Annotated in this window: 14 protein-coding genes; 5 read left to right on the top strand and 9 right to left on the bottom strand. The window is 66.3% G+C overall.

The window, feature by feature from the left end; genetic code table 11:
• Positions 1 to 14 precede the first annotated feature (14 nt).
• A complete protein-coding gene (gene ugpB / locus AABQ55_RS30135) occupies positions 15 to 1,322 on the bottom strand; it encodes a sn-glycerol-3-phosphate ABC transporter substrate-binding protein UgpB (RefSeq protein WP_272808715.1) in 1,308 nt (435 codons plus the stop codon).
• Between the two features lie 315 nt (positions 1,323 to 1,637).
• On the opposite strand from ugpB, the gene AABQ55_RS30130 reads away from it, so the two are divergent.
• Positions 1,638 to 2,936, top strand: coding sequence for a GGDEF domain-containing protein (locus AABQ55_RS30130; RefSeq protein WP_244768762.1), 1,299 nt, complete (start codon positions 1,638 to 1,640; stop codon positions 2,934 to 2,936).
• A gap of 46 nt (positions 2,937 to 2,982) precedes the next feature.
• Here AABQ55_RS30130 and AABQ55_RS30125 read toward each other — a convergent pair whose 3' ends face one another.
• The 7 genes from AABQ55_RS30125 to AABQ55_RS30095 are packed head-to-tail and all read right to left on the bottom strand — an operon-like array spanning position 2,983 to position 11,788.
• Positions 2,983 to 3,960: an FAD:protein FMN transferase gene (locus tag AABQ55_RS30125; protein ID WP_272808714.1), complete on the bottom strand. Its 978-nt coding sequence runs from the start codon at positions 3,958 to 3,960 to the stop codon at positions 2,983 to 2,985.
• On the bottom strand, positions 3,957 to 4,490 hold the full coding sequence (locus tag AABQ55_RS30120; RefSeq protein ID WP_272808713.1) for a nitrous oxide reductase accessory protein NosL: 534 nt from the start codon (positions 4,488 to 4,490) through the stop codon (positions 3,957 to 3,959). Before AABQ55_RS30120 ends, AABQ55_RS30125 begins: the two co-directional genes overlap by 4 nt.
• Positions 4,487 to 5,302, bottom strand: a complete 816-nt coding sequence (locus tag AABQ55_RS30115) for an ABC transporter permease (RefSeq protein ID WP_272808712.1) — start codon at positions 5,300 to 5,302, stop codon at positions 4,487 to 4,489. The genes AABQ55_RS30120 and AABQ55_RS30115 overlap by 4 nt, the downstream gene beginning before the upstream one ends.
• The gene (locus tag AABQ55_RS30110) at positions 5,299 to 6,201 is read right to left on the bottom strand and encodes an ABC transporter ATP-binding protein (protein WP_244768758.1); all 903 of its coding nucleotides are present in this window, start codon (positions 6,199 to 6,201) and stop codon (positions 5,299 to 5,301) included. Before AABQ55_RS30110 ends, AABQ55_RS30115 begins: the two co-directional genes overlap by 4 nt.
• A gap of 5 nt (positions 6,202 to 6,206) precedes the next feature.
• Positions 6,207 to 7,550 (bottom strand): nitrous oxide reductase family maturation protein NosD, encoded by a 1,344-nt coding sequence (locus tag AABQ55_RS30105; RefSeq protein WP_272808774.1) that lies wholly within the window; start codon positions 7,548 to 7,550, stop codon positions 6,207 to 6,209.
• Between the two features lie 22 nt (positions 7,551 to 7,572).
• Positions 7,573 to 9,486, bottom strand: a complete 1,914-nt coding sequence (gene nosZ, locus AABQ55_RS30100; protein WP_272808711.1) for a TAT-dependent nitrous-oxide reductase — start codon at positions 9,484 to 9,486, stop codon at positions 7,573 to 7,575.
• A 22-nt stretch (positions 9,487 to 9,508) separates the two neighbouring features.
• Entirely contained in the window at positions 9,509 to 11,788 is a 2,280-nt protein-coding gene (locus AABQ55_RS30095; RefSeq protein ID WP_443021263.1) for a 4Fe-4S binding protein, read from the bottom strand.
• Positions 11,789 to 11,930: 142 nt separating this feature from the next.
• On the opposite strand from AABQ55_RS30095, the gene AABQ55_RS30090 reads away from it, so the two are divergent.
• Entirely contained in the window at positions 11,931 to 12,803 is an 873-nt protein-coding gene (locus AABQ55_RS30090) for a ferritin-like domain-containing protein (protein ID WP_272808710.1), read from the top strand.
• A gap of 153 nt (positions 12,804 to 12,956) precedes the next feature.
• Here AABQ55_RS30090 and ric read toward each other — a convergent pair whose 3' ends face one another.
• On the bottom strand, positions 12,957 to 13,622 hold the full coding sequence (gene ric, locus AABQ55_RS30085; protein WP_272808709.1) for an iron-sulfur cluster repair di-iron protein: 666 nt from the start codon (positions 13,620 to 13,622) through the stop codon (positions 12,957 to 12,959).
• A gap of 448 nt (positions 13,623 to 14,070) precedes the next feature.
• Here ric and proV point away from each other — a divergent pair, with 448 nt between their 5' ends.
• Genes proV through AABQ55_RS30070 form a run of 3 tightly spaced genes read left to right on the top strand, consistent with a single transcriptional unit; the run spans position 14,071 to position 17,144 of the window.
• Entirely contained in the window at positions 14,071 to 15,303 is a 1,233-nt protein-coding gene (proV, locus tag AABQ55_RS30080; protein ID WP_272808708.1) for a glycine betaine/L-proline ABC transporter ATP-binding protein ProV, read from the top strand.
• A 24-nt stretch (positions 15,304 to 15,327) separates the two neighbouring features.
• Complete coding sequence (locus AABQ55_RS30075) at positions 15,328 to 16,212, top strand: ABC transporter permease (RefSeq protein WP_272808707.1); 885 nt, start codon at positions 15,328 to 15,330, stop codon at positions 16,210 to 16,212.
• 56 nt (positions 16,213 to 16,268) lie between these two features.
• On the top strand, positions 16,269 to 17,144 hold the full coding sequence (locus AABQ55_RS30070; protein ID WP_272808706.1) for a glycine betaine ABC transporter substrate-binding protein: 876 nt from the start codon (positions 16,269 to 16,271) through the stop codon (positions 17,142 to 17,144).
• Positions 17,145 to 17,208 lie beyond the last annotated feature (64 nt).

The raw sequence follows: 17,208 nt of genomic DNA, 5'->3' as shown, positions 1-17,208 counted from the left end.
GACGCATCCTACGCTCAGTTGCCGATCGCCTCGGCGATGGCCGCATTGCCGCGTTCGACGGCCTTGTCGAGCGCCGTCTTCGCATCCTGCGAACCGGCCAGCATCGCCTCGAACTCCTCGTTCATGATGTCGCGCACCTGCGGCAGGTTGACGAGGCGCACACCCTTGGAGTTTTCGGTCGGCGCCTTGCCGATCATCTGCAGGATCGGCGTCTCGCGGGCCGGGTTCTTCTCGTAGAAGCCCGATTTCTTGGTTTCCTCATAGGCCGCATTGGTGACCGGCAGGTAGCCGGAGACCTGGTGGAGGCGGGCTTGGATCTGCGTCTGCGAGAGGAAATTGAAGAACTGCGCGACGCCCTTGTATTCCTCGTCGCTCTTGCCGCCGAAGACCCAGAGGCTGGCGCCGCCGGGAATGGTGTTCTGCGGGCCGTGGCCTTCGTAATAGGGCAGCTGGCCGATGCCGTAGTTCACGCCGGACTTGACGATATCGCCGAGGCCGCCGGAGGATTCGGTCAGGATCGCGCATTCGCCCGACATGAAGAGCTGCTTGGCTTCCGAGGTGCGCCCGCCATAGCGGAACGTGCCGTCCTTGGCGAGGTCTGCAATGGCCTGGAAATGCTCCACGAACAGCGGCGCGTTGAACTCGAGCTTCACATCGGTGCTGCCGAGGCCGTTCTCGTTCGTGCCATAGGCGACATTGTTCCAGGCCGCGAAATTCTCGGTCTGGATCCAGGTCAGCCAGGTGGAGGTGATGCCGCATTTCGAAGCATCGCTCGCCTTGATCTTCCTGGCGGCCTCGAAGACTTCCGGCCAGGTCTTCGGCGGATTCTCCGCGTCGAGCCCCGCCTTCGTGAAGGCGTCCTTGTTGTAGTAGAGGATCGGCGAGGACGAATTGTAGGGGAAGGACAGCATGGTGCCGTCCGGCTTGGAATAATAGGCGACGATGCCGGCGAGATACTGCGACTTGTCGAACGTGTAGCCGCCCTTCTGCAGCACGTCGGCGGCCGGCACGATGGCGCCCTCGGCCCCCATCATCACGCCGCTGCCCGCGTCGAACACCTGGATGATCGCGGGCGGCTGCTTGGAGCGGTAGGCCGCGATGCCGGCATTCAGTGTTTCGGGATAGGTTCCCTTGAACACCGGTACGACCTTGTACTCGCTCTGGCTGTCGTTGAATTCCTTCGCCAGCTGGTCGACGACCTCGTTGTTGGCGCCGGTCATGGCATGCCACCATTGCAGTTCGGTGGCGGCAAGGGCACTCGATCCAAACAGGAGCGAAAGGGTGATAGCCGCTGTCGAGGCAGCGATGAGACGATTGGACATGGTTCCTCCCTGATGTTCCAGCCGCTGGAACGACCCGTTCCGAAGGGAGATCCTCCTCGATCCCGCCTCGGCTCGCTTCGTCGCGAAGCAGGCTGCATTCAAAACGAAGATAAACGAACCTGCAAACGAAATTATAGGTCGCTGGCGCGAATTTCCAATGGGCAAATTATGCCAAACGACGGCATCCTGGCGATAGGGTGAGGATCGGCCAGGGGAAGCCTCCCGCCGCTTAAGCCTTTTCTTACGTTAGGTGATTATCCTCGGGCGCGGAGGGTCTCCGTGGCCTGGCACAGACGACGATGGGTAGCGGATCGCATGAGCAGTACAGCGTCGCAGCGAACCAAGACGAACGATGTTCCCCACGGCAGGTCCCGTGAGGAAGTCGATTTCTGGATGGGGTGCGTCGGTGCACCGATGGTGCTTGTCGAAAAGGGCACCCTGCATGTGCGCCGGGCAAATGCCAATGCCGCGGTTCTGTTCGGGCTGGGGCTGGATGCCTTCGAAGACCTGCCGATGGAGGATCTCGTCGGCCGCGAGGCGAGCATTCTCCTCTCGCAGATATGGAGTGTCGCCCCGATCGGCGTGCCCGGCGAACCGTTCCTGATCCGTGCCATGGTGCAGGGACAGGAACGCGTATTGATGGTGCAGGTCACCAAGCTTGCGATCGAGGGCGAGCTCGTGCGCCTGTTCACCTTCACCGATGCGCCGCCGCAAGGCTCCGTCTCCCTCGCCGGCTGGCAGGAGAATGTCGTCTCGCTTCTGGACTGGCTGCCCTTCGGCTTCGAGATCGCCAGCACGGACGACCAGATCCAGTTCGCCAATGCGACGTTCAAGGCGCTCTTCGGCTATACGCAGGACGAGATCGAGAGCATCGAGGACTGGTGGCGCCTGGCCTATCCCGACCCGCAATATCGCGAGTTTGCCCGATCGCACTGGCATTCGTCCATCGAAGCGGCCCGCCGCGAGAACCGCGAGATGACGCCGTTCGACCTCAATGTCATGACGGCGAGCGGAACGGAGCGGCGCATCCAGTTCCGCCACAGGACGATCGGCAACTTCAACGTCAATCTCTATATCGACGTCACGAAGGAGCGCGCCTATGCCGAGCAGCTCAAGGCCCTTGCCGACACCGACCCGCTGACCGGCATCCTGAACCGCCGGCGCTTCTTCGAGGAGGCGGAGGAGATATTCTCGAGGGCGGGCAGCGGCCGCTCCATGGGCGTGCTCATGCTGGACATCGATCATTTCAAATCGATCAACGACACGCACGGCCATCGTGCGGGCGACCTCGTCCTCATGGAATTCGTCCGCCGCTGCCAGGAGGTCGCGCGCCCGGACGATCGCTTCGCGCGGCTTGGCGGTGAGGAATTTGCCCTGTTGCTGACCGCCGGGGAGCCGGCCGCGGCCGGAACACTGGCCGAGCGCATCCGCACAGCGATCCATGCCTCGCCCTTCGACATCGAGGGTACCGCGATCCCGCTCAGCGTCAGCATCGGCGCCACGCTCGCCGATCCATCGAAAGAGCCGTTCGGCTCGGCGATCCTGCGGGCCGACAATGCGCTCTACGAAGCCAAGCGGACGGGCCGCAACCGCGTCGTGACGATCAACGCATAAACACGTCAGCGCCCGCGACCTTGTTGCCGGCGCCCGTTCCGGAGCGTCAGGCGATGTGCCTATACCCTCCGCCCGGCTCGCGCAGATGCACCTCGATGCCCGGCAGCGTGCGCAGCGCGGCCGCGATCCCGTCGCCGTCCATGAAGCTGAAGGCGGTGGAGAAAGCGTCGGCGGCCGCGGCGGTCGGCGCGACGACGCTGACGCTGTCGTGGCGACCCGCCGAAACGCCGGTCCGGGGATCGAGCAGGTGGCTCGGGGAGCCCGGCCCGCCAAAGCGGAAACCATTCGTCCCGGAGGTGGCGATCGCGCGGTCGACGAGGTCGACGCGCGCATCCGTTCCGGCGATGCCGGCGCGCCAGGGCGTTCCATCCTCGCGCGGCCCGAGCGCGCGGATTTCACCGAGGTTGGCGAGCGTGTGCACCACGCCGCCGGCGCGCAGGATCTCCACGGCCCGATCCGTGATGTAGCCCTGCGCTATGCCGTTGAGCGTCAGCGCCATGCCCGCCCTGCGAAAGGCGATACGGTTTCGGTCGAAGGCGACGTGCCCGAAGCCCACGCGGCGCAACGTTTCCTTGATGCTGTCGCGCGGAGGGCCGGCAGGATCTGCACCGGGAGCGGAGAAATGCCGGGCATGAAGCAGCCACAAGGGCTGGACGGTCGGGTCGAACAGGCCGTCGCTCTGCTGCCAGACGGCATGGCTCTGCTCCAGCAGGTCCACCAGTTCGGCCGGCGGATCGGCGAGCGCGCCCCGGGCATTGAGTGTGGCGAGCGCGGAATCCGGCAGGTAAAGGCTGAAAATGCGCTCAAGGCGATCGATCTCGGCAACGACGCGCCGGATCAGCCGCGCGGCCTGCGCCCGGTCGGGATGGTGGAGGATCATTTCCGCCGGCGCGCCGAGGGCGCGGCCGCGCCAGCGGACGGCCCTGGACCCGGCGCCTGCGCCGAGCGGGCAAAGCGCCGTGCCGGCGGCAGCGGCCGAAAGCATGATGAAACGACGACGGGTCGGGCCTGCGCCCATGGTCATTGCCCTTCCTCCTGGCGCTGCGGCGCCGCTCCGTCGGCCGCCTGGCCGTCGCCCAGCACATAGCCGGGCGGAATATCCGAGAAGCCGACCACCTCGCCGCCATGCTTTCCGGCGAAATCGCGCGCGTCCGTCTCCCTGGAGAAGGGAATGGTCTCGGCGACGCCCATGCCGCCGCGCTGTGCGCTGCCGATCACGTAGAAGGCGGTGCGGGCATCGATCCAGTTTTCGGCGCCGGGCTGCGCCCAGCTCGCAGCAGTGCCCATGTCCGAGACGTAGATGGCGGCGATGGCCTTGGGCTCGTCCGGCAGAAGAGTGAAGGCGACCGCATCGCGCGCCGAGGAAAACCAGATCGGCTCGGGAATCTGCGACAGGATGATCTGGCCCTTGGGGCCTTCGTGCTCCAGCACGTTCATGCCGCAATAGCGGCCGATCGCCTCCTCCGTCAGGGCGAAGGGTTGCGGCACCTCGGCCGGCTGCTCCGAGCAGCCGGCGACGAGGACGAGAACGAGGGTGGCGAGCATGCGTTTCATGCCTCTCTCCTTGAAAAGACCAGCATGGCGGCGGCAAGCGGCAGCGCCGCCCACAGCGCGAGCGCGGCGACAAGCGCGGGCGCACTGAGCGAGGCTGCCCCGGCCATGCCGGAAATCGCCCCCGCCTCGCCGCCGAGATTGAGCAAGCGATAGGCATCGGTCGGGTTGAGCAGAAGGAGGGCATTGAGCAGCCCGCCCGTGACCGTGCGCCCCTGGTCGGCGACCAGGAGGCCGAGCAGCGCCATGTCGTAGACCAGCACGGAGACCAGCCACACACCGACGGCGATGCCGCCCGCCATGCCGCGCTCGCCGGCGAGCGTGCTGACGAGATAGCCGATGGCGATGAAGACCGCGCCGAGCAGCACCGAGGAGCCGATCAGGAGGGCGAAGGCCGGCCAGCCGGCGGCGAGCCCGGCACCGCCGCCAAGCCCGAGCGCGAGCGCCGCCGCGCCGTAGCCGATCAGCGTGGCGAAGGCGAGGATCGCCAGATGCCCGATGAACTTGCCGGCAATCACCTGGAAACGCGCCAGCGGATAGCTGAGCAGCAAGAGGAGTGTGCCCCGCTCCGCCTCGCCGACGATGGCGTCATGCGAGATGAGGAGGGCGATGAGCGGCACGAGGAACACCGACAGGCTCGACAGGCTGACGACGATCACGTCGAGCGCACTTGCCCCGACATTGCCGGTGGGCGCGCTGCCGAGGAAGGTGAGGGTGAGCGCGAGCGTCGCCAGAAGCAGCGTGGTCGCGAGGACCCAGCGGTTGCGCAGGCCCTCCTGGATTTCCTTGCGCGCGATGACGAGGATGGTCCTCATTGGCCGGCCTCCCGCTGCCTGTCCTGGAAATGGGCATAGAGCTCGTCGAGCGTCGGCGGCGTCACGTCGAGATCGGCGATGCGGGCGCCGACGGCGGCGCGCAGCAGCGCCAGCTTGTCCTCCGGCGCGGCGTCGATTTCCAGCATATGGCCGTTGACCGGGCGCCAGTCCGCGTCCCCTTCGAGCCGCCGTTCCTCGCCCTCGGCAAGGCGCACGCGGATGCGCGTCGGCAGCCGCGCGATGCCGCGCAGCTCGTCCAGCGTGCCGTCGGCGATCTTGACGCCCTGCCCCATGATGACGATGTGGTCGGCCCGCCCCTCCAGTTCGCTGAGCGCATGGGAGGACAGCAGGATCGTCGCGCCTCCTGCGCGCAGTTCGTCGAGGAAACCGTAGAAATCGCGGCGGAGCGCCGGGTCGAGGCCGGTCGTCGGCTCGTCGAGCAGCAGGACCTGCGGCGCGCCGAGCAGCGCCTGCGCCAGCCCGAGCCGCTGCCGCATGCCCTTGGAATAGGTGCGCACGCGCCGGTCGGCAGCCTGCGACAGGCCGACGCGTTCGAGCAGTTCGGCGACCTGACCGTGCGGCGCGCGCTTCAGCGCGGCGTAGAAGGCCAGCGTCTCGCGGCCGGTCAGGGCCGGATTGAAGGACACGCTTTCCGGCAGGTAGCCGAGGCGCGCGCGCACGGCGGGATCGGCCGCCGGATCGCCGCCGAGCACGCGGACGGTGCCGGCGGTCGGGCGGATGAGGCCGAGCATCAGCTTGATCAGCGTCGTCTTGCCCGCGCCGTTGTGGCCGACCAGCGCGACGATCTCGCCTTCGGCAAGCGAGAAGGAAACGTCGCGCACGGCCTTGAACGCGCCGAAAGCCTTGGAAACGGCCTGGATGTCGATGCGATGGGTCATGGCATTCACATTCCTTCGTCCGGCGGGGCCATCAGCGGGCGGCTGTCGACCACGCCGCCGGGCAGGAGCGCCGGAAACTGGCTCTGCGCCCAGCGGATGACCTGCACGGCCGGACTGTTGGTGAGGATTTTCGCCTGCGGCGCGGTCCACAACACCCGGTCGACGAGATCGTTCGGCCTGTAGGGCGTGTCGGCGATGCCGTCGCCGTCGAGGTCGAAGGCGGGGTTGTCGCTCCAGTAGTTGCCGCGCCCTTCCGCCGACCAGTCGAGGTAGCGCGTGCCGACATACTTGACCTGGTTGCGGTTGCGGATGAAGGCGTTGCCGCTCATGCGGTTGCCCTCAGAGCCCGCGGTGAAATGGATGCCGATCGCGCAGTTCTCGAAGCGGTTGCCGGAAAAGCGGTTGCGGTTGGCATTGTAGATGAAGACGCATTTTTCCGGGCCGAGGCGCCGGTCCGCGACGTCGTGGCCGGCATCGCTTTCCATGGTCACGCCATGCGTGTCGCTCTGGCGGCCGGCATTGGTCCAGCGGGAAACCGGCTGCATCCGCCCCTTCACCCGGTTGCCGGATACCGTCGAGCCCTTCGCGGTGTTGAGCAGCAGGCCATGGTCGCGGTCACCATCGGAGACATTGCCGGTGATCGTCAACCGGTCGGAATACATGATGGCATAGCCGACGGAATTGCCGGTCGAGACGTTGTCGCTGATCTCGCTTTCGTTGGTGTACATGTAGTGGACGGCGAAACGCAGGTCGCGCATGCGGTTGCCGGAGAAGACGTTGTGGCGGCTGGCATTGGTGAAGATGCCGTCGCGGCCGAAGCGGATGTCGTTGCCGATCACCTTCGCCCCCGGCGCGTTCCACAGATGCACGCCGTTGCCGGCCTCCGCCGAGCGCCCCTCGCGCATGCCCTCGATCCGGTTGCCGCGCACCAGCGCGTCCCTGGCGCCCCTGATGTAGACGCCGTAGAGATTGCCGAGGATCGCATTGTCCTCGACGATCGCCCCGGTCGCGGCCTTGTCGAGGAAGACGCCGGAATCGAGCGAGCCGATATTCGTGCCGGAGCCCTGGATTTCAAGCCCGCGCACCACCGCGCCGGGTGCGGCGACGGTGACGACGCTGCCGGTGCCCGTGCCCGACAGCACCGCCCCGCCCTCGCCTTCCAGCGTCAATGCCGTGGCGATGCGCAGCGGGCCGCGATGCCCGCCCGCCTGCAGCCGGATCACATCCCCCGGCCGGGCCGCATCGAGGATCGCCTGCAGGTTTTTCGCGCCGGCGGGAACGGAGATCGTCTCCGCCCGCGCGAAGACCGGTGCGAGGGCGGCCACGAGGGCCGCCACCGCAATCGTCATCGTGGCGGGATAGGCCGTCACGTCAGGCCGCCTGCGGCTCGACGAACATGCGGCCCTTCATCTCCATGTGCATGGCATGGCAGAACCACGAGCAATAGTACCAGTAGACGCCGGGCTTGTCGGCGGTGAAGGTCACGGAAGCCGTCGCCTGCGGAGCCACTTCCATGTTGATGCCGTAGTTGATGATGGCAAAGCCGTGGCTGAGATCCTCGACCTCGTCGATATTGGTGACATAGACCGTCACCTCGTCGCCCTGCTTGACCGAGAAGGTCTCCAGCCCGAAGGCCGGGGCGGCGGAGGTCATGTAGACGCGCACCTTGTTGCCGTCGCGGATCACCTCGCTGTCGGCCATCAGGTCGATGCCGTCGGCCGCCGCCTGCTTTACCGCATCGGCGAAGAACGGATCGTCACGCTTCCACACATGCACCGGATCGATCTTCGAGTGGTGGACGATGGTGGCGTCGTGCGGCTCGGCAAAGGTCGGGTTGTCGTGCACCAGCACCATCTCGTCGCCGGAAATATCGATGAGCTGGTCGTTTTCCGGCTTCAGCGGACCGACGTTGAGATAGCGGTCCTTGGAGAACTTGTTGAGCGATATCAGCCACTTGCCGTCCGCGTCCTTGGTCTGGCCCATGGAGGTATGGTTATGACCTGGCTGGTAGTGCACATCGAGCTTCTGGCGGATCGGATCGACCTGCTCGCCCTTGTAGGCGCGCTTGGCGTCCTCGATGTTCCATTTGCAGATCTGGCTGTCGATGAAGAGCGTCGTATAGGCGTTGCCCCTGCCGTCATAGGCCGTGTGCAGCGGGCCGAGGCCGAGCTCGGGCGCGGCGACGATCGTCTCCTTCGGCTGGATCTTGTCCTCGAACAAATCGTCGAAGGTGCGCACGTCCATGACGGTCACGGTCGGCGAGAGCTTGCCGTTGGCGACGATGTGGATGCCGTCCGGCGCGGTGTTCATGCCGTGCGGGCTGTTGGGTATCGGAATATAGCGGGTGAACGGCGAGCCCTTGCGCCCGTCGAGAACCGGCACCCCGCCCATCTCGGTGAATTCGCCGCGGGCGACCGCCTCCTCGATGCGCTTCAGGTTGAAGACGACCACCCAGTCCTGTTCGGCCTCCATCATCTCGGCAAGGTTCACGCCCTCCTCCGAGTTGTAGCAGGTGGAGAAGGCGTATTTGCCCTGGTAGTCGGCATCGACATTGTCGAGATTGCCGTCGACCATGATCTGCCAGGCGACCTTCATCGTCTCGCCGTCGACGGCCGAGAAGATCGAGCGGTAATGGGCTTTGTCGTCGAGCACCTTGCCGTCGTTCGGGACCGGTACGCGGTCCTCGCCGTTGCAGAAGACATAGCCGGTCTTCGGATACTTCTGGACGCGCAGGCCGTGGACCGTGTGCTGGTTGGGCAGCTGGACGATCTTGTCGCACTTCATCACGTCGAGGCGGATGCGGCAGACGCGGGTGTTCGCCTTGTCGTTGGCGAAGAGGTAGCGCCCGTCATAGGTCCCCTCGGTGAAGGAGGGATGCGGGTGGTGCAGGTCGCCGTTGAGATAGGCGGCAGCGCCCCGCTTGTTCATCAGTTCGCGATATTCCGGCAGCATGCCCTCCGTCAGGATCCTCAGGCTCTCGTTCGTCTGCCCCCAGCCGGTGGCGCTGCAGCGGTTGAAGACCGGGATGCGCATCAGCTCGCGCATGGAGGGAAGGCCGACGATGCGGACCTCGCCCGACTGGCCGGAGGAGAAGAAGACGTAATATTCGTCGAGTTCGCCCGGCTTGACCTCGTAGTTGCCGCTGGCGGCGGCCTGCGCGAGCGCGGGCGCCGCGGTGATCCCGCCGAAGGCGAGCGCGCCGGTTCCCACCGCCCCCGCCGCGACGGCCGTGGAGCCCAGCAATTGGCGGCGGCTCAGACCTGCTTTCGTTTCATCCTGTGGCATGGCATCTCTCCTTGTTCTGGTGTCAGTTCGGCGATCCGGCAGCCGGATCGGGTTTCTCGATGGCGACGCCCCTGTGGGTGATGACCGGCGGAACCGGCCCCGGTCCGCGCGTTGCGGGCGAGGACAGCCGCTCGAACTTCTCCCGCTTCAGCCGCACCTGGATCATGTGCGGACAGCGGTGGTCGTCGTGGTAGAGCTCCTGGCAGTGCATGCAGTAGATGCACTCGTTGACGTTGATCTGCCCCTCGGGATGGATGGCCTGCACGGGGCATTCCTTGGCGCAACGCTGGCAGGGCGAGCCGCATTCGGGCCAGCGCTTCAGCCATTCGAACATGCGGATGCGGCCGGGAATGGCGAGCGCGGCGCCGAGCGGGCAGAGGTAGCGGCAATAGAAGCGCTCGATGAAGAGGCCGAGCGAGAGCAGCGTCAGCGCGAAGAGCACGAAGGGCCAGTCGCGGGCGAACTTAAGGATGATCGCCGTCTTGAACGGCTCGACCTCGGCAAAGACCTCCGCAAGCGCCACCGAGTAGAACGACAGGCCGAACAGGCCAAGGAAGAGGATATACTTCACCGGCCACAGCCGCTCGTGCAGCCAGAACGGCACCTTGATCTGCGGCACCTTCAGCCATTGCGCGAGATTGTTGGTGAGCTCCTGCAGGGCGCCGAACGGGCAGAGCCAGCCGCAGAACGGCCCCCGCCCCCAGAACAGCAGCCCGGCCGCCACCGTCGCCCAGAGGATGAAGATCAACGGTGCGGAGAGGAAGAACTCCCAGTTGAAGCCGGTGATCAGCGCATTGGTGAAGGTCAGCACGTTGACGACGGAAAGCTGCGCATTGGCATACCAGCCGAGCCAGACGAGGACGAAGACGAGGTAGGAACGCCGCACCCAGACATGCAGCACGGGACGGCGAACGAGCCAGTCCTGGAAGAAGAAGATGGCGGTGAGCAGCAGCAGCGCGAAAGCGGTGATGCCGATCTCGACCATGTTCATGCGCCACATCTGCATCCAGAGCGGTTCGTTCTCGCCCTCGAAGGTCGCGGCGGCCTGCGGTTCGGCTTCGGTCGTGGCGACCGGCACCGGCTTCGTCTTTTCCACGGTGACGTAGCGATCCGGCAGGCTGTAGCCGAGGTCGAAGGGCAGGACGGCCTTGTCGCGCACGCTCCACGAGCGCTGCGCCAGCAATTGCAGCTCCCAGGGCGCCGTCACGTCGAAGGCGAAATCCTCCGGCACGGTGAAAAGCGCGATCTCCCGGAAATGCGGCGCGCCGTCGGCGGCAATATCGGCAAGCCGCGTGTGCCCCCGGTCACGGAACCGCACGCCCTGCCCGTCCTGCATCAGCTCGATGCGGTCGAAGATGCCGCCGCGCACATAACCCGATCCCTTGAACGAATAGGCCCCGTCGCCGGCAACGAGAATGGCCTGCTGGCCCGGCCGCAATTTTGCGCGAAGCCGTTCGTAGCCTTCCTTGCCGAGCAGGCTTAGGCCGATCTCCGGCACGCTGGCAGGCGCGATGTAGAGGGAGATGAAACGGTCTTCAGGGCTGCGCGTCTCGGGATGCTGCGCGGCCTTCTCCTCGCCGGCGCGCGCGAAAGCCTCGCTTACCTCGCCGACGGACAGGCTGAGGCCACGGATGGAACCGTCGCCGACGAGCGCTTCCCAGGAACGGGCCCCGCCGGCTCCCGCCTTGAGCGTGCGGATCTCGGCCGGCGGCGCGGCACCGGCCGCCGCGTCGACCCCCAGCCGGCCGCTGCGGATGAGCCGCACGGCCGAGCGCACGACGCTGTCGCCCATGACAAGCACCGTCACCGTCGCACCGCTGACGATATCCACCTGCGGCGGCCGCTCCGCGCCCGCGGCGACGCGGCCGATATCGCGGCCGATCAGCGTGTCGAGCGCGGCGACCACCTTCTCCTCGGGAATGCCGATGAGGACGATCGGCTCCTGGTGATGGACCAGCTTGAAGCCGCGCAGCACGCCCTGCGGGTCGATGCCGGCGAGGATGTGGATGGGCTTGCCCGAATAGCCGGTCGCGCTGGTGAAATCGGAATTGAGATAGGCGTAGCCGACAAGCGCCTGGCCCTGCCAGACCGGGGCGATCGGCGGTTCGCCCGCCGGCTCGCCGAAACGGTCCGCGCCGGGAAAGAGGTCGGCCGGCTGCGCCTTCGGAAGATATTCCGCAAGCCTTGAGGCGGCCTCCGCCCTCGACACGGCCGGCACCGTCGCCAGCAGGGTGAACAGCACCAGCAGAAGGTGCCTCAACCAGGCCGCGGGGCGGATCGTTTTGCGGGTCGGGGTCGGCAGGCGGTCCGTCAAGATGGCACTTTCCGGCAAGGGAGTATCGATGCCGGCATTCTAGGCAAGATACCTCTGCGCAATTTGTTGCAGCACAAACACCGTACCGATCCGCAATGGGAGAGTGGCGCATGCAAGGGAGATGCCGCCGATGCCGCTACTCGGGAACGAACCTTCGGGCACCGTCGAAACCATGGAAGAGCTCTTCGCCATCGCCGCGGCGATGGAGCAGGAGGCGATCGCGGGCTATGCCTCGCTCGCCGGCCGCATGAGGAAAGAAGGCCGGCACGACCTTGCCGCGGTGTTCGAAAAGCTGGTGGAAGAGGAGAGCGGCCATCTCGGCAATGTCGCCTACTGGTCGCAACGCACGACCGGCAAGGCGCCTGACCCGTCTGCGGTGCGCTGGAGCCTCGACCCGACCTTCGACGACGAGGGGACCTCCCTCGTCGCGCCGGAACTCATCAGCGCCTACCGCGCCTTCTCGATCGCCGTGCGCAACGAGGAACGCGCCTTCGCCTTCTGGACCTATCTCGCCTCTCGCAGCCCCTCGACCCAGCTGCGCGAAGCGGCCGAGCAGATGGCGCGCGAGGAGCTGACGCATGTCGCGACCCTGCGGCGCGAGCGGCGGCGCGCCTTCCATCTCCAGCGCGAGGCCATGTCCGGAGAGGCGCGGCAATGGTCGCTCGCAGCCCTCGAGGAACGGCTGTCCGCGCTGCTTTCGGCAAGGGCTGCCGGCAACGCGCAGGCACCGGCCGGGGCCGTGCTGGCGAACCTCTCGGCTGAGGCCAGTGCCCGCGCGAACGCCCTCACCCGCGATCCGCTGTCGCCGGCACCGGCACCGGCGCCGGCCTTCGCATCGCTGGAACCGGCCGTGCTGGAAACCCCGCAGGCCCTCAGCGAAGCCTTGCTCGACGCCTATCTCGATCTTGCAGAGCGCCTTCCCGACGAAGCGGGGCGTGACCGGGCGCAAACCCATGCCGCCCGCATCCTCGACTGCATATCGGCCCTTCGCATGGGCGGCTGAGGGCCGCGGCAGACAAAGGCCCCCGGGTCCGGAAACGTCCGGGCCGCGCCCGCGCGGCATCTTCATGTCATGCGCCAAAACCTTGGCCGGCCCGCGGTCCCGGAATATCTGCCGACGCCACATGCTCCCAGCCGCGGCGCCGGATCGCCAGCCTCAAGCGACGGGTGCCTCGAAGCGTGGAAAGAGCACCGTGTTCTCCAGATGCATGTGCATCACGAGATCGTCGGTGAACTTCCTGAGCCCCGTATAGAGCGCCGTCCACGAACCACAGGCGCCGGACGGCAGGGCCATGCCATGGGCAGCATGCTCTATGTCATGGAGGAGCCGGACGGCATCGTCGTGCTCGCGGCGCATCTGCGCGACCGGGTGGGTGATCCGCGTGGCTCCGCCCTGCCGTATCATCGGGAAGACCAGCTGTTCCTCGTTCATCATGTGGCCTTCCAGCTCGTCGCGCAGCGCGGTCAGCGCCGCGGCCAGTCCCGAGGGCGCGGCCGGATGGTCGCCATGGACCCGCTCGACCTTCTCGGCGAGCGGAATCAGGAACGCCAATTCCTGGCGGTGGGTCTCGTGATAGCGGGTGAGGAGGTGGTCGATGAGCGGTCCGGTCTCCTCGGGCGCATCGCGGCCTGCCGCCCGTTCGAGCGCCTCCAGCGCGGCCAGCAGTTCCTCCGGCGAGAGGCCCGCCCGCTCGGCCGCCGCGCGAAGCGGGACATTGCCCGCACAGCAGAAATTGATGGCCGAACGACGAAACAGATCGGCGGCGCCGGGCAGTTCCGCGGCGATCGACGCCACGGTCAGGTCAAGGGAAAGGGTTTGCATCCTGGCTCCTTCACAAGGATTGGCTCTTCCGGTTGTCGCCAGTCCATTGCAGCGGAAGAACACCAGGGTCTTTGTGCAGGGGCAAAGAAGAATCATCTCCGGGGTCCGCGCTCGGCGGAATGGGGAACCTGCCGCGATATTTGTCGGGCCAGAGGCAAAGGCGATATCGCCGGCGGGCCGCCCGCGGCCAGATCGGCGAGCGGCGCAAGCGCCACAGAATCCGCCGCGAAATCGTTCCGGCTTCAAGTTGAAATGAACTCAATAATAGAATTTTTTTCTTACCGTGTGGACAATTTGGCATCAATGTGCCAAACAGTGTCCATATTGCGACGCGCTATCGTTTTTGCGAAGCCTTTCGGCTTGCGCGTGTTTCATCCCGCTGAGTGCTTGATCAGCTGACAACCAACAAAGGAGAGCGCCCCGCTTCTGGAGCCGGGCCCAGGACAATATGGCTTTTGCAACTGAGAGCGACCTTTCGGCAAACGACCGAGGGATCAAGATCAGTATCAAGAACGTCTTCAAGGTTTTCGGCGAGCGACCCGACAGGGCCCTCGCGCTCCTGAAGGCCGGAAAGACCAAGGCGGATATCCACGCGGCCACGGGTTGCACCATCGGCGTCGACAATGCCAGCTTCGATATCCGCACCGGCGAGATCTTCGTCATCATGGGGCTTTCAGGCTCCGGCAAGTCCACCATGCTGCGCCTCATCAACCGGCTGATCGAGCCGACATCAGGATCGATCGAGATCGAGAGCCGCGACGTCGCGCGCATGCCGCGCAGCGAGCTGATCGCGCTCCGGCGCCGCGACATCAGCATGGTCTTCCAGTCCTTCGCGCTGCTGCCGAACCGCACCGTCATCGACAATGCCGCCTTCGGGCTGGAGGTTGCCGGCATGGGCGAGGCCGAGCGCAGGCAGCGCGCCCGCGCCGCGCTCAGGGCCGTCGGGCTGGACGGCTATGACGACAGCCGCACCGACCAGCTTTCCGGCGGCATGAAGCAGCGCGTCGGCCTTGCTCGGGCGCTTGCCGGCGAGCCGACCGTGCTCCTGATGGACGAGGCCTTTTCCGCGCTCGATCCGCTCATCCGCACGGAGATGCAGGACGAGCTGGTGCGCCTCCAGGCCGAGCACAGCCGGACCATCGTCTTCGTCAGCCACGACCTCGACGAGGCCATGCGCATCGGCGACCGCATCTGCATCATGCAGAACGGCGCGGTCGTGCAGGTCGGCACGCCCGACGAGATCGTGCTGAAGCCTGCCAACGACTATGTCCGCTCCTTCTTCCGCAATGTCGATGTCTCGCAGGTCTTCCGCGCCGGGGACGTCGCGCGCAAGACGCAGGTGACCATCATCGAGCGCCAGGGCGTCTCCGCCGCCGCGGCCCTGGAACGCATGGAGCATTTCGACCGGGAGGTCGCCATCATCCTCGGCCGCGACAAGACCTTCCACGGCATGGTCAGCCGCACATCGCTGATCGAGACCAGCCGCGACGGCGCGGGCGATCCCTATCGCCGGGCGTTCCTGCCGGGCATCGAGCCGATCCCCGCCTCGGAAAACCTCGCCAACGTCCTCGGCAAGGTCGCCGCCAGCGCCTTTCCGGTCCCGGTCGTCGACGAGGCCAACCGCTACCTCGGCTCGATCAGCAAATCCGCGCTTCTCGAAGCGCTCGACCGCACCGCCTGATCCCGCCGGCCCGGAGAAAAATCCATGACATTCGATATCGGCGACGGCGTCGACAACGCCGTCAATTACATCCTCGACAACTTCGCCCCGCTGCTCGACTTCATCGCCGCCGTGATCGGCGCGGTGACGAACGGCATCCAGGCCGCGCTTCTCGCAACGCCGATGCCTGTCGGCCTTGCGATCTTCGTGCTGTTGTCGCTCTGGCGCGTCGGCTTCGGCTTTGCCGCCTTCACCGCCGCCGCGCTCTGGCTCGTCGATCATATGGGCCTGTGGTCCGCCATGATGGAGACGCTGTCGCTGGTTCTCGCCTCGACGCTTGTCGCCATGCTCGTCGGCCTGCCGCTCGGCATCGCCATGGCGCGCAGCGACCGGGTCGCGGCCGTCGTACGCCCCGTGCTCGACCTCATGCAGACCATGCCCGCCTTCGTCTACCTGATCCCGGCGGCGATGTTCTTCGGCCTCGGCGCCGTGCCCGGCACCATCGCGACCGTCATCTTCTCGATGCCGCCGGTCGTGCGCCTTACCAATCTGGGCATCCGCCAGGTGCATGCGGAATATATCGAGGCCGGCAACGCCTTCGGCTGCACGGCCCCGCAGCTGCTCTTCAAGGTGCAGTTGCCCAACGCCATGCCCTCCATCATGGCCGGCATCAACCAGACGATCATGCTGTCGCTGTCCATGGTGGTGATCGCCTCGATGATCGGCGCGGGCGGCATCGGCAACACGGTGCTGACCGGGATCCAGCGTCTCGACGTCGGCACCGGTTTCGAGGGCGGCATCGCCGTCGTCATTCTCGCGGTGATCCTCGACCGGATCACCCAGAGCCTCGGAAAGGAACGCGCCGGCCTCTGGCGCACCGTCTTCCGAACCCGGGCGCAGGCCCCGGCGGCGTCCACCGCCACGGCCTGACGCCCGAAAGCCGGCGGCGCGCGCCGCCGAACGCGAACCTTCCAAAAGGAGCAAAGATGTTCAAGACACTCGTTACCCTCGGCCTTGCGGCCGGAATGTTCATCGGCGCGGCCGGCACGACGCTGGCCGAAGACAAGGCGCCGGTGAAGATCGGCTGGGCCGCCTGGTCCGACGCCGAATTCGTGACGAAGCTTGCCGCCAAGCTCATCAAGGACGAACTCGGCCACGAGGTCGAGCTCGTCCAGACCGACGTCGCGCCGCTCTACCAGGGCGTCGGCCGCGGCGACCTCGACGTCATGATGATGGCCTGGCTGCCACAGACCCATGCCGACTACTTCGCCAAGGTGAAGGACAAGGTGACGACGCTCGGCACCGTCTATGACGGCGCGAAGCTCGGCTGGGTGGTGCCCGCCTATGTGCCGGAAGACGCCATCGCCTCCATCGAGGACCTGAAGAAGGACGACGTGAAGGCGAAGCTGAAGGGCAGCGTAGAGGGCATCGATCCGGGCGCCGGCCTCACCCGCCTTTCGGAACAGGCGGTCAAGGACTACGGCCTCGACGGCTACAAGCTGCAGATCTCCAGCGAGGCCGGCATGCTGACGACGGTCGACCGGGCGATCCGCAAAGAGGAATGGTTCGTCGCCACCTCCTGGAGCCCGCACTGGATGTTCGGCAAATACGAGCTGCGCTACATCGACGACCCGAAGGGCGCCCTCGGCAAGGCCGAGCATGTCGACGTGATCGCCCGCAAGGATTTCGACAAGGACAATCCGGAGGTCGCGGCCTTCCTGTCGCGCATGAAGCTGCCGATCGGCGACCTCGAGGCCGCGATGTTCGACGCGCAGGAGACCTCGTACGAAAAGGCCGTAGACGCGTACATCGCGAACCATGCCGACCAGATCAAGGCCTGGCTTGCCAAGGAAGACGGCTGACGCCGGCGCAGGACCGACAGCCTGCCTCGCGCGAACCGCGCGGGGCATCCCTCCACGAACAAAG

Origin of the sequence: Shinella sp. WSD5-1, from assembly GCF_963942435.1 — a bacterium.
Taxonomy (GTDB): Bacteria; Pseudomonadota; Alphaproteobacteria; order Rhizobiales; family Rhizobiaceae; genus Shinella; species Shinella yambaruensis.
This window is presented reverse-complemented; position numbering and strand designations above follow the sequence as displayed.

Coding starts and splice junctions, on each gene's coding strand:
- ugpB (WP_272808715.1), bottom strand. CDS start 1,322: ATGTCCAATCGTCTCATCGCTGCCTCGACAGCGGCTATCACCCTTTCG.
- AABQ55_RS30130 (WP_244768762.1), top strand. CDS start 1,638: ATGAGCAGTACAGCGTCGCAGCGAACCAAGACGAACGATGTTCCCCAC.
- AABQ55_RS30125 (WP_272808714.1), bottom strand. CDS start 3,960: ATGACCATGGGCGCAGGCCCGACCCGTCGTCGTTTCATCATGCTTTCG.
- AABQ55_RS30120 (WP_272808713.1), bottom strand. CDS start 4,490: ATGAAACGCATGCTCGCCACCCTCGTTCTCGTCCTCGTCGCCGGCTGC.
- AABQ55_RS30115 (WP_272808712.1), bottom strand. CDS start 5,302: ATGAGGACCATCCTCGTCATCGCGCGCAAGGAAATCCAGGAGGGCCTG.
- AABQ55_RS30110 (WP_244768758.1), bottom strand. CDS start 6,201: ATGACCCATCGCATCGACATCCAGGCCGTTTCCAAGGCTTTCGGCGCG.
- AABQ55_RS30105 (WP_272808774.1), bottom strand. CDS start 7,550: ATGACGATTGCGGTGGCGGCCCTCGTGGCCGCCCTCGCACCGGTCTTC.
- nosZ (WP_272808711.1), bottom strand. CDS start 9,486: ATGCCACAGGATGAAACGAAAGCAGGTCTGAGCCGCCGCCAATTGCTG.
- AABQ55_RS30090 (WP_272808710.1), top strand. CDS start 11,931: ATGCCGCTACTCGGGAACGAACCTTCGGGCACCGTCGAAACCATGGAA.
- ric (WP_272808709.1), bottom strand. CDS start 13,622: ATGCAAACCCTTTCCCTTGACCTGACCGTGGCGTCGATCGCCGCGGAA.
- proV (WP_272808708.1), top strand. CDS start 14,071: ATGGCTTTTGCAACTGAGAGCGACCTTTCGGCAAACGACCGAGGGATC.
- AABQ55_RS30075 (WP_272808707.1), top strand. CDS start 15,328: ATGACATTCGATATCGGCGACGGCGTCGACAACGCCGTCAATTACATC.
- AABQ55_RS30070 (WP_272808706.1), top strand. CDS start 16,269: ATGTTCAAGACACTCGTTACCCTCGGCCTTGCGGCCGGAATGTTCATC.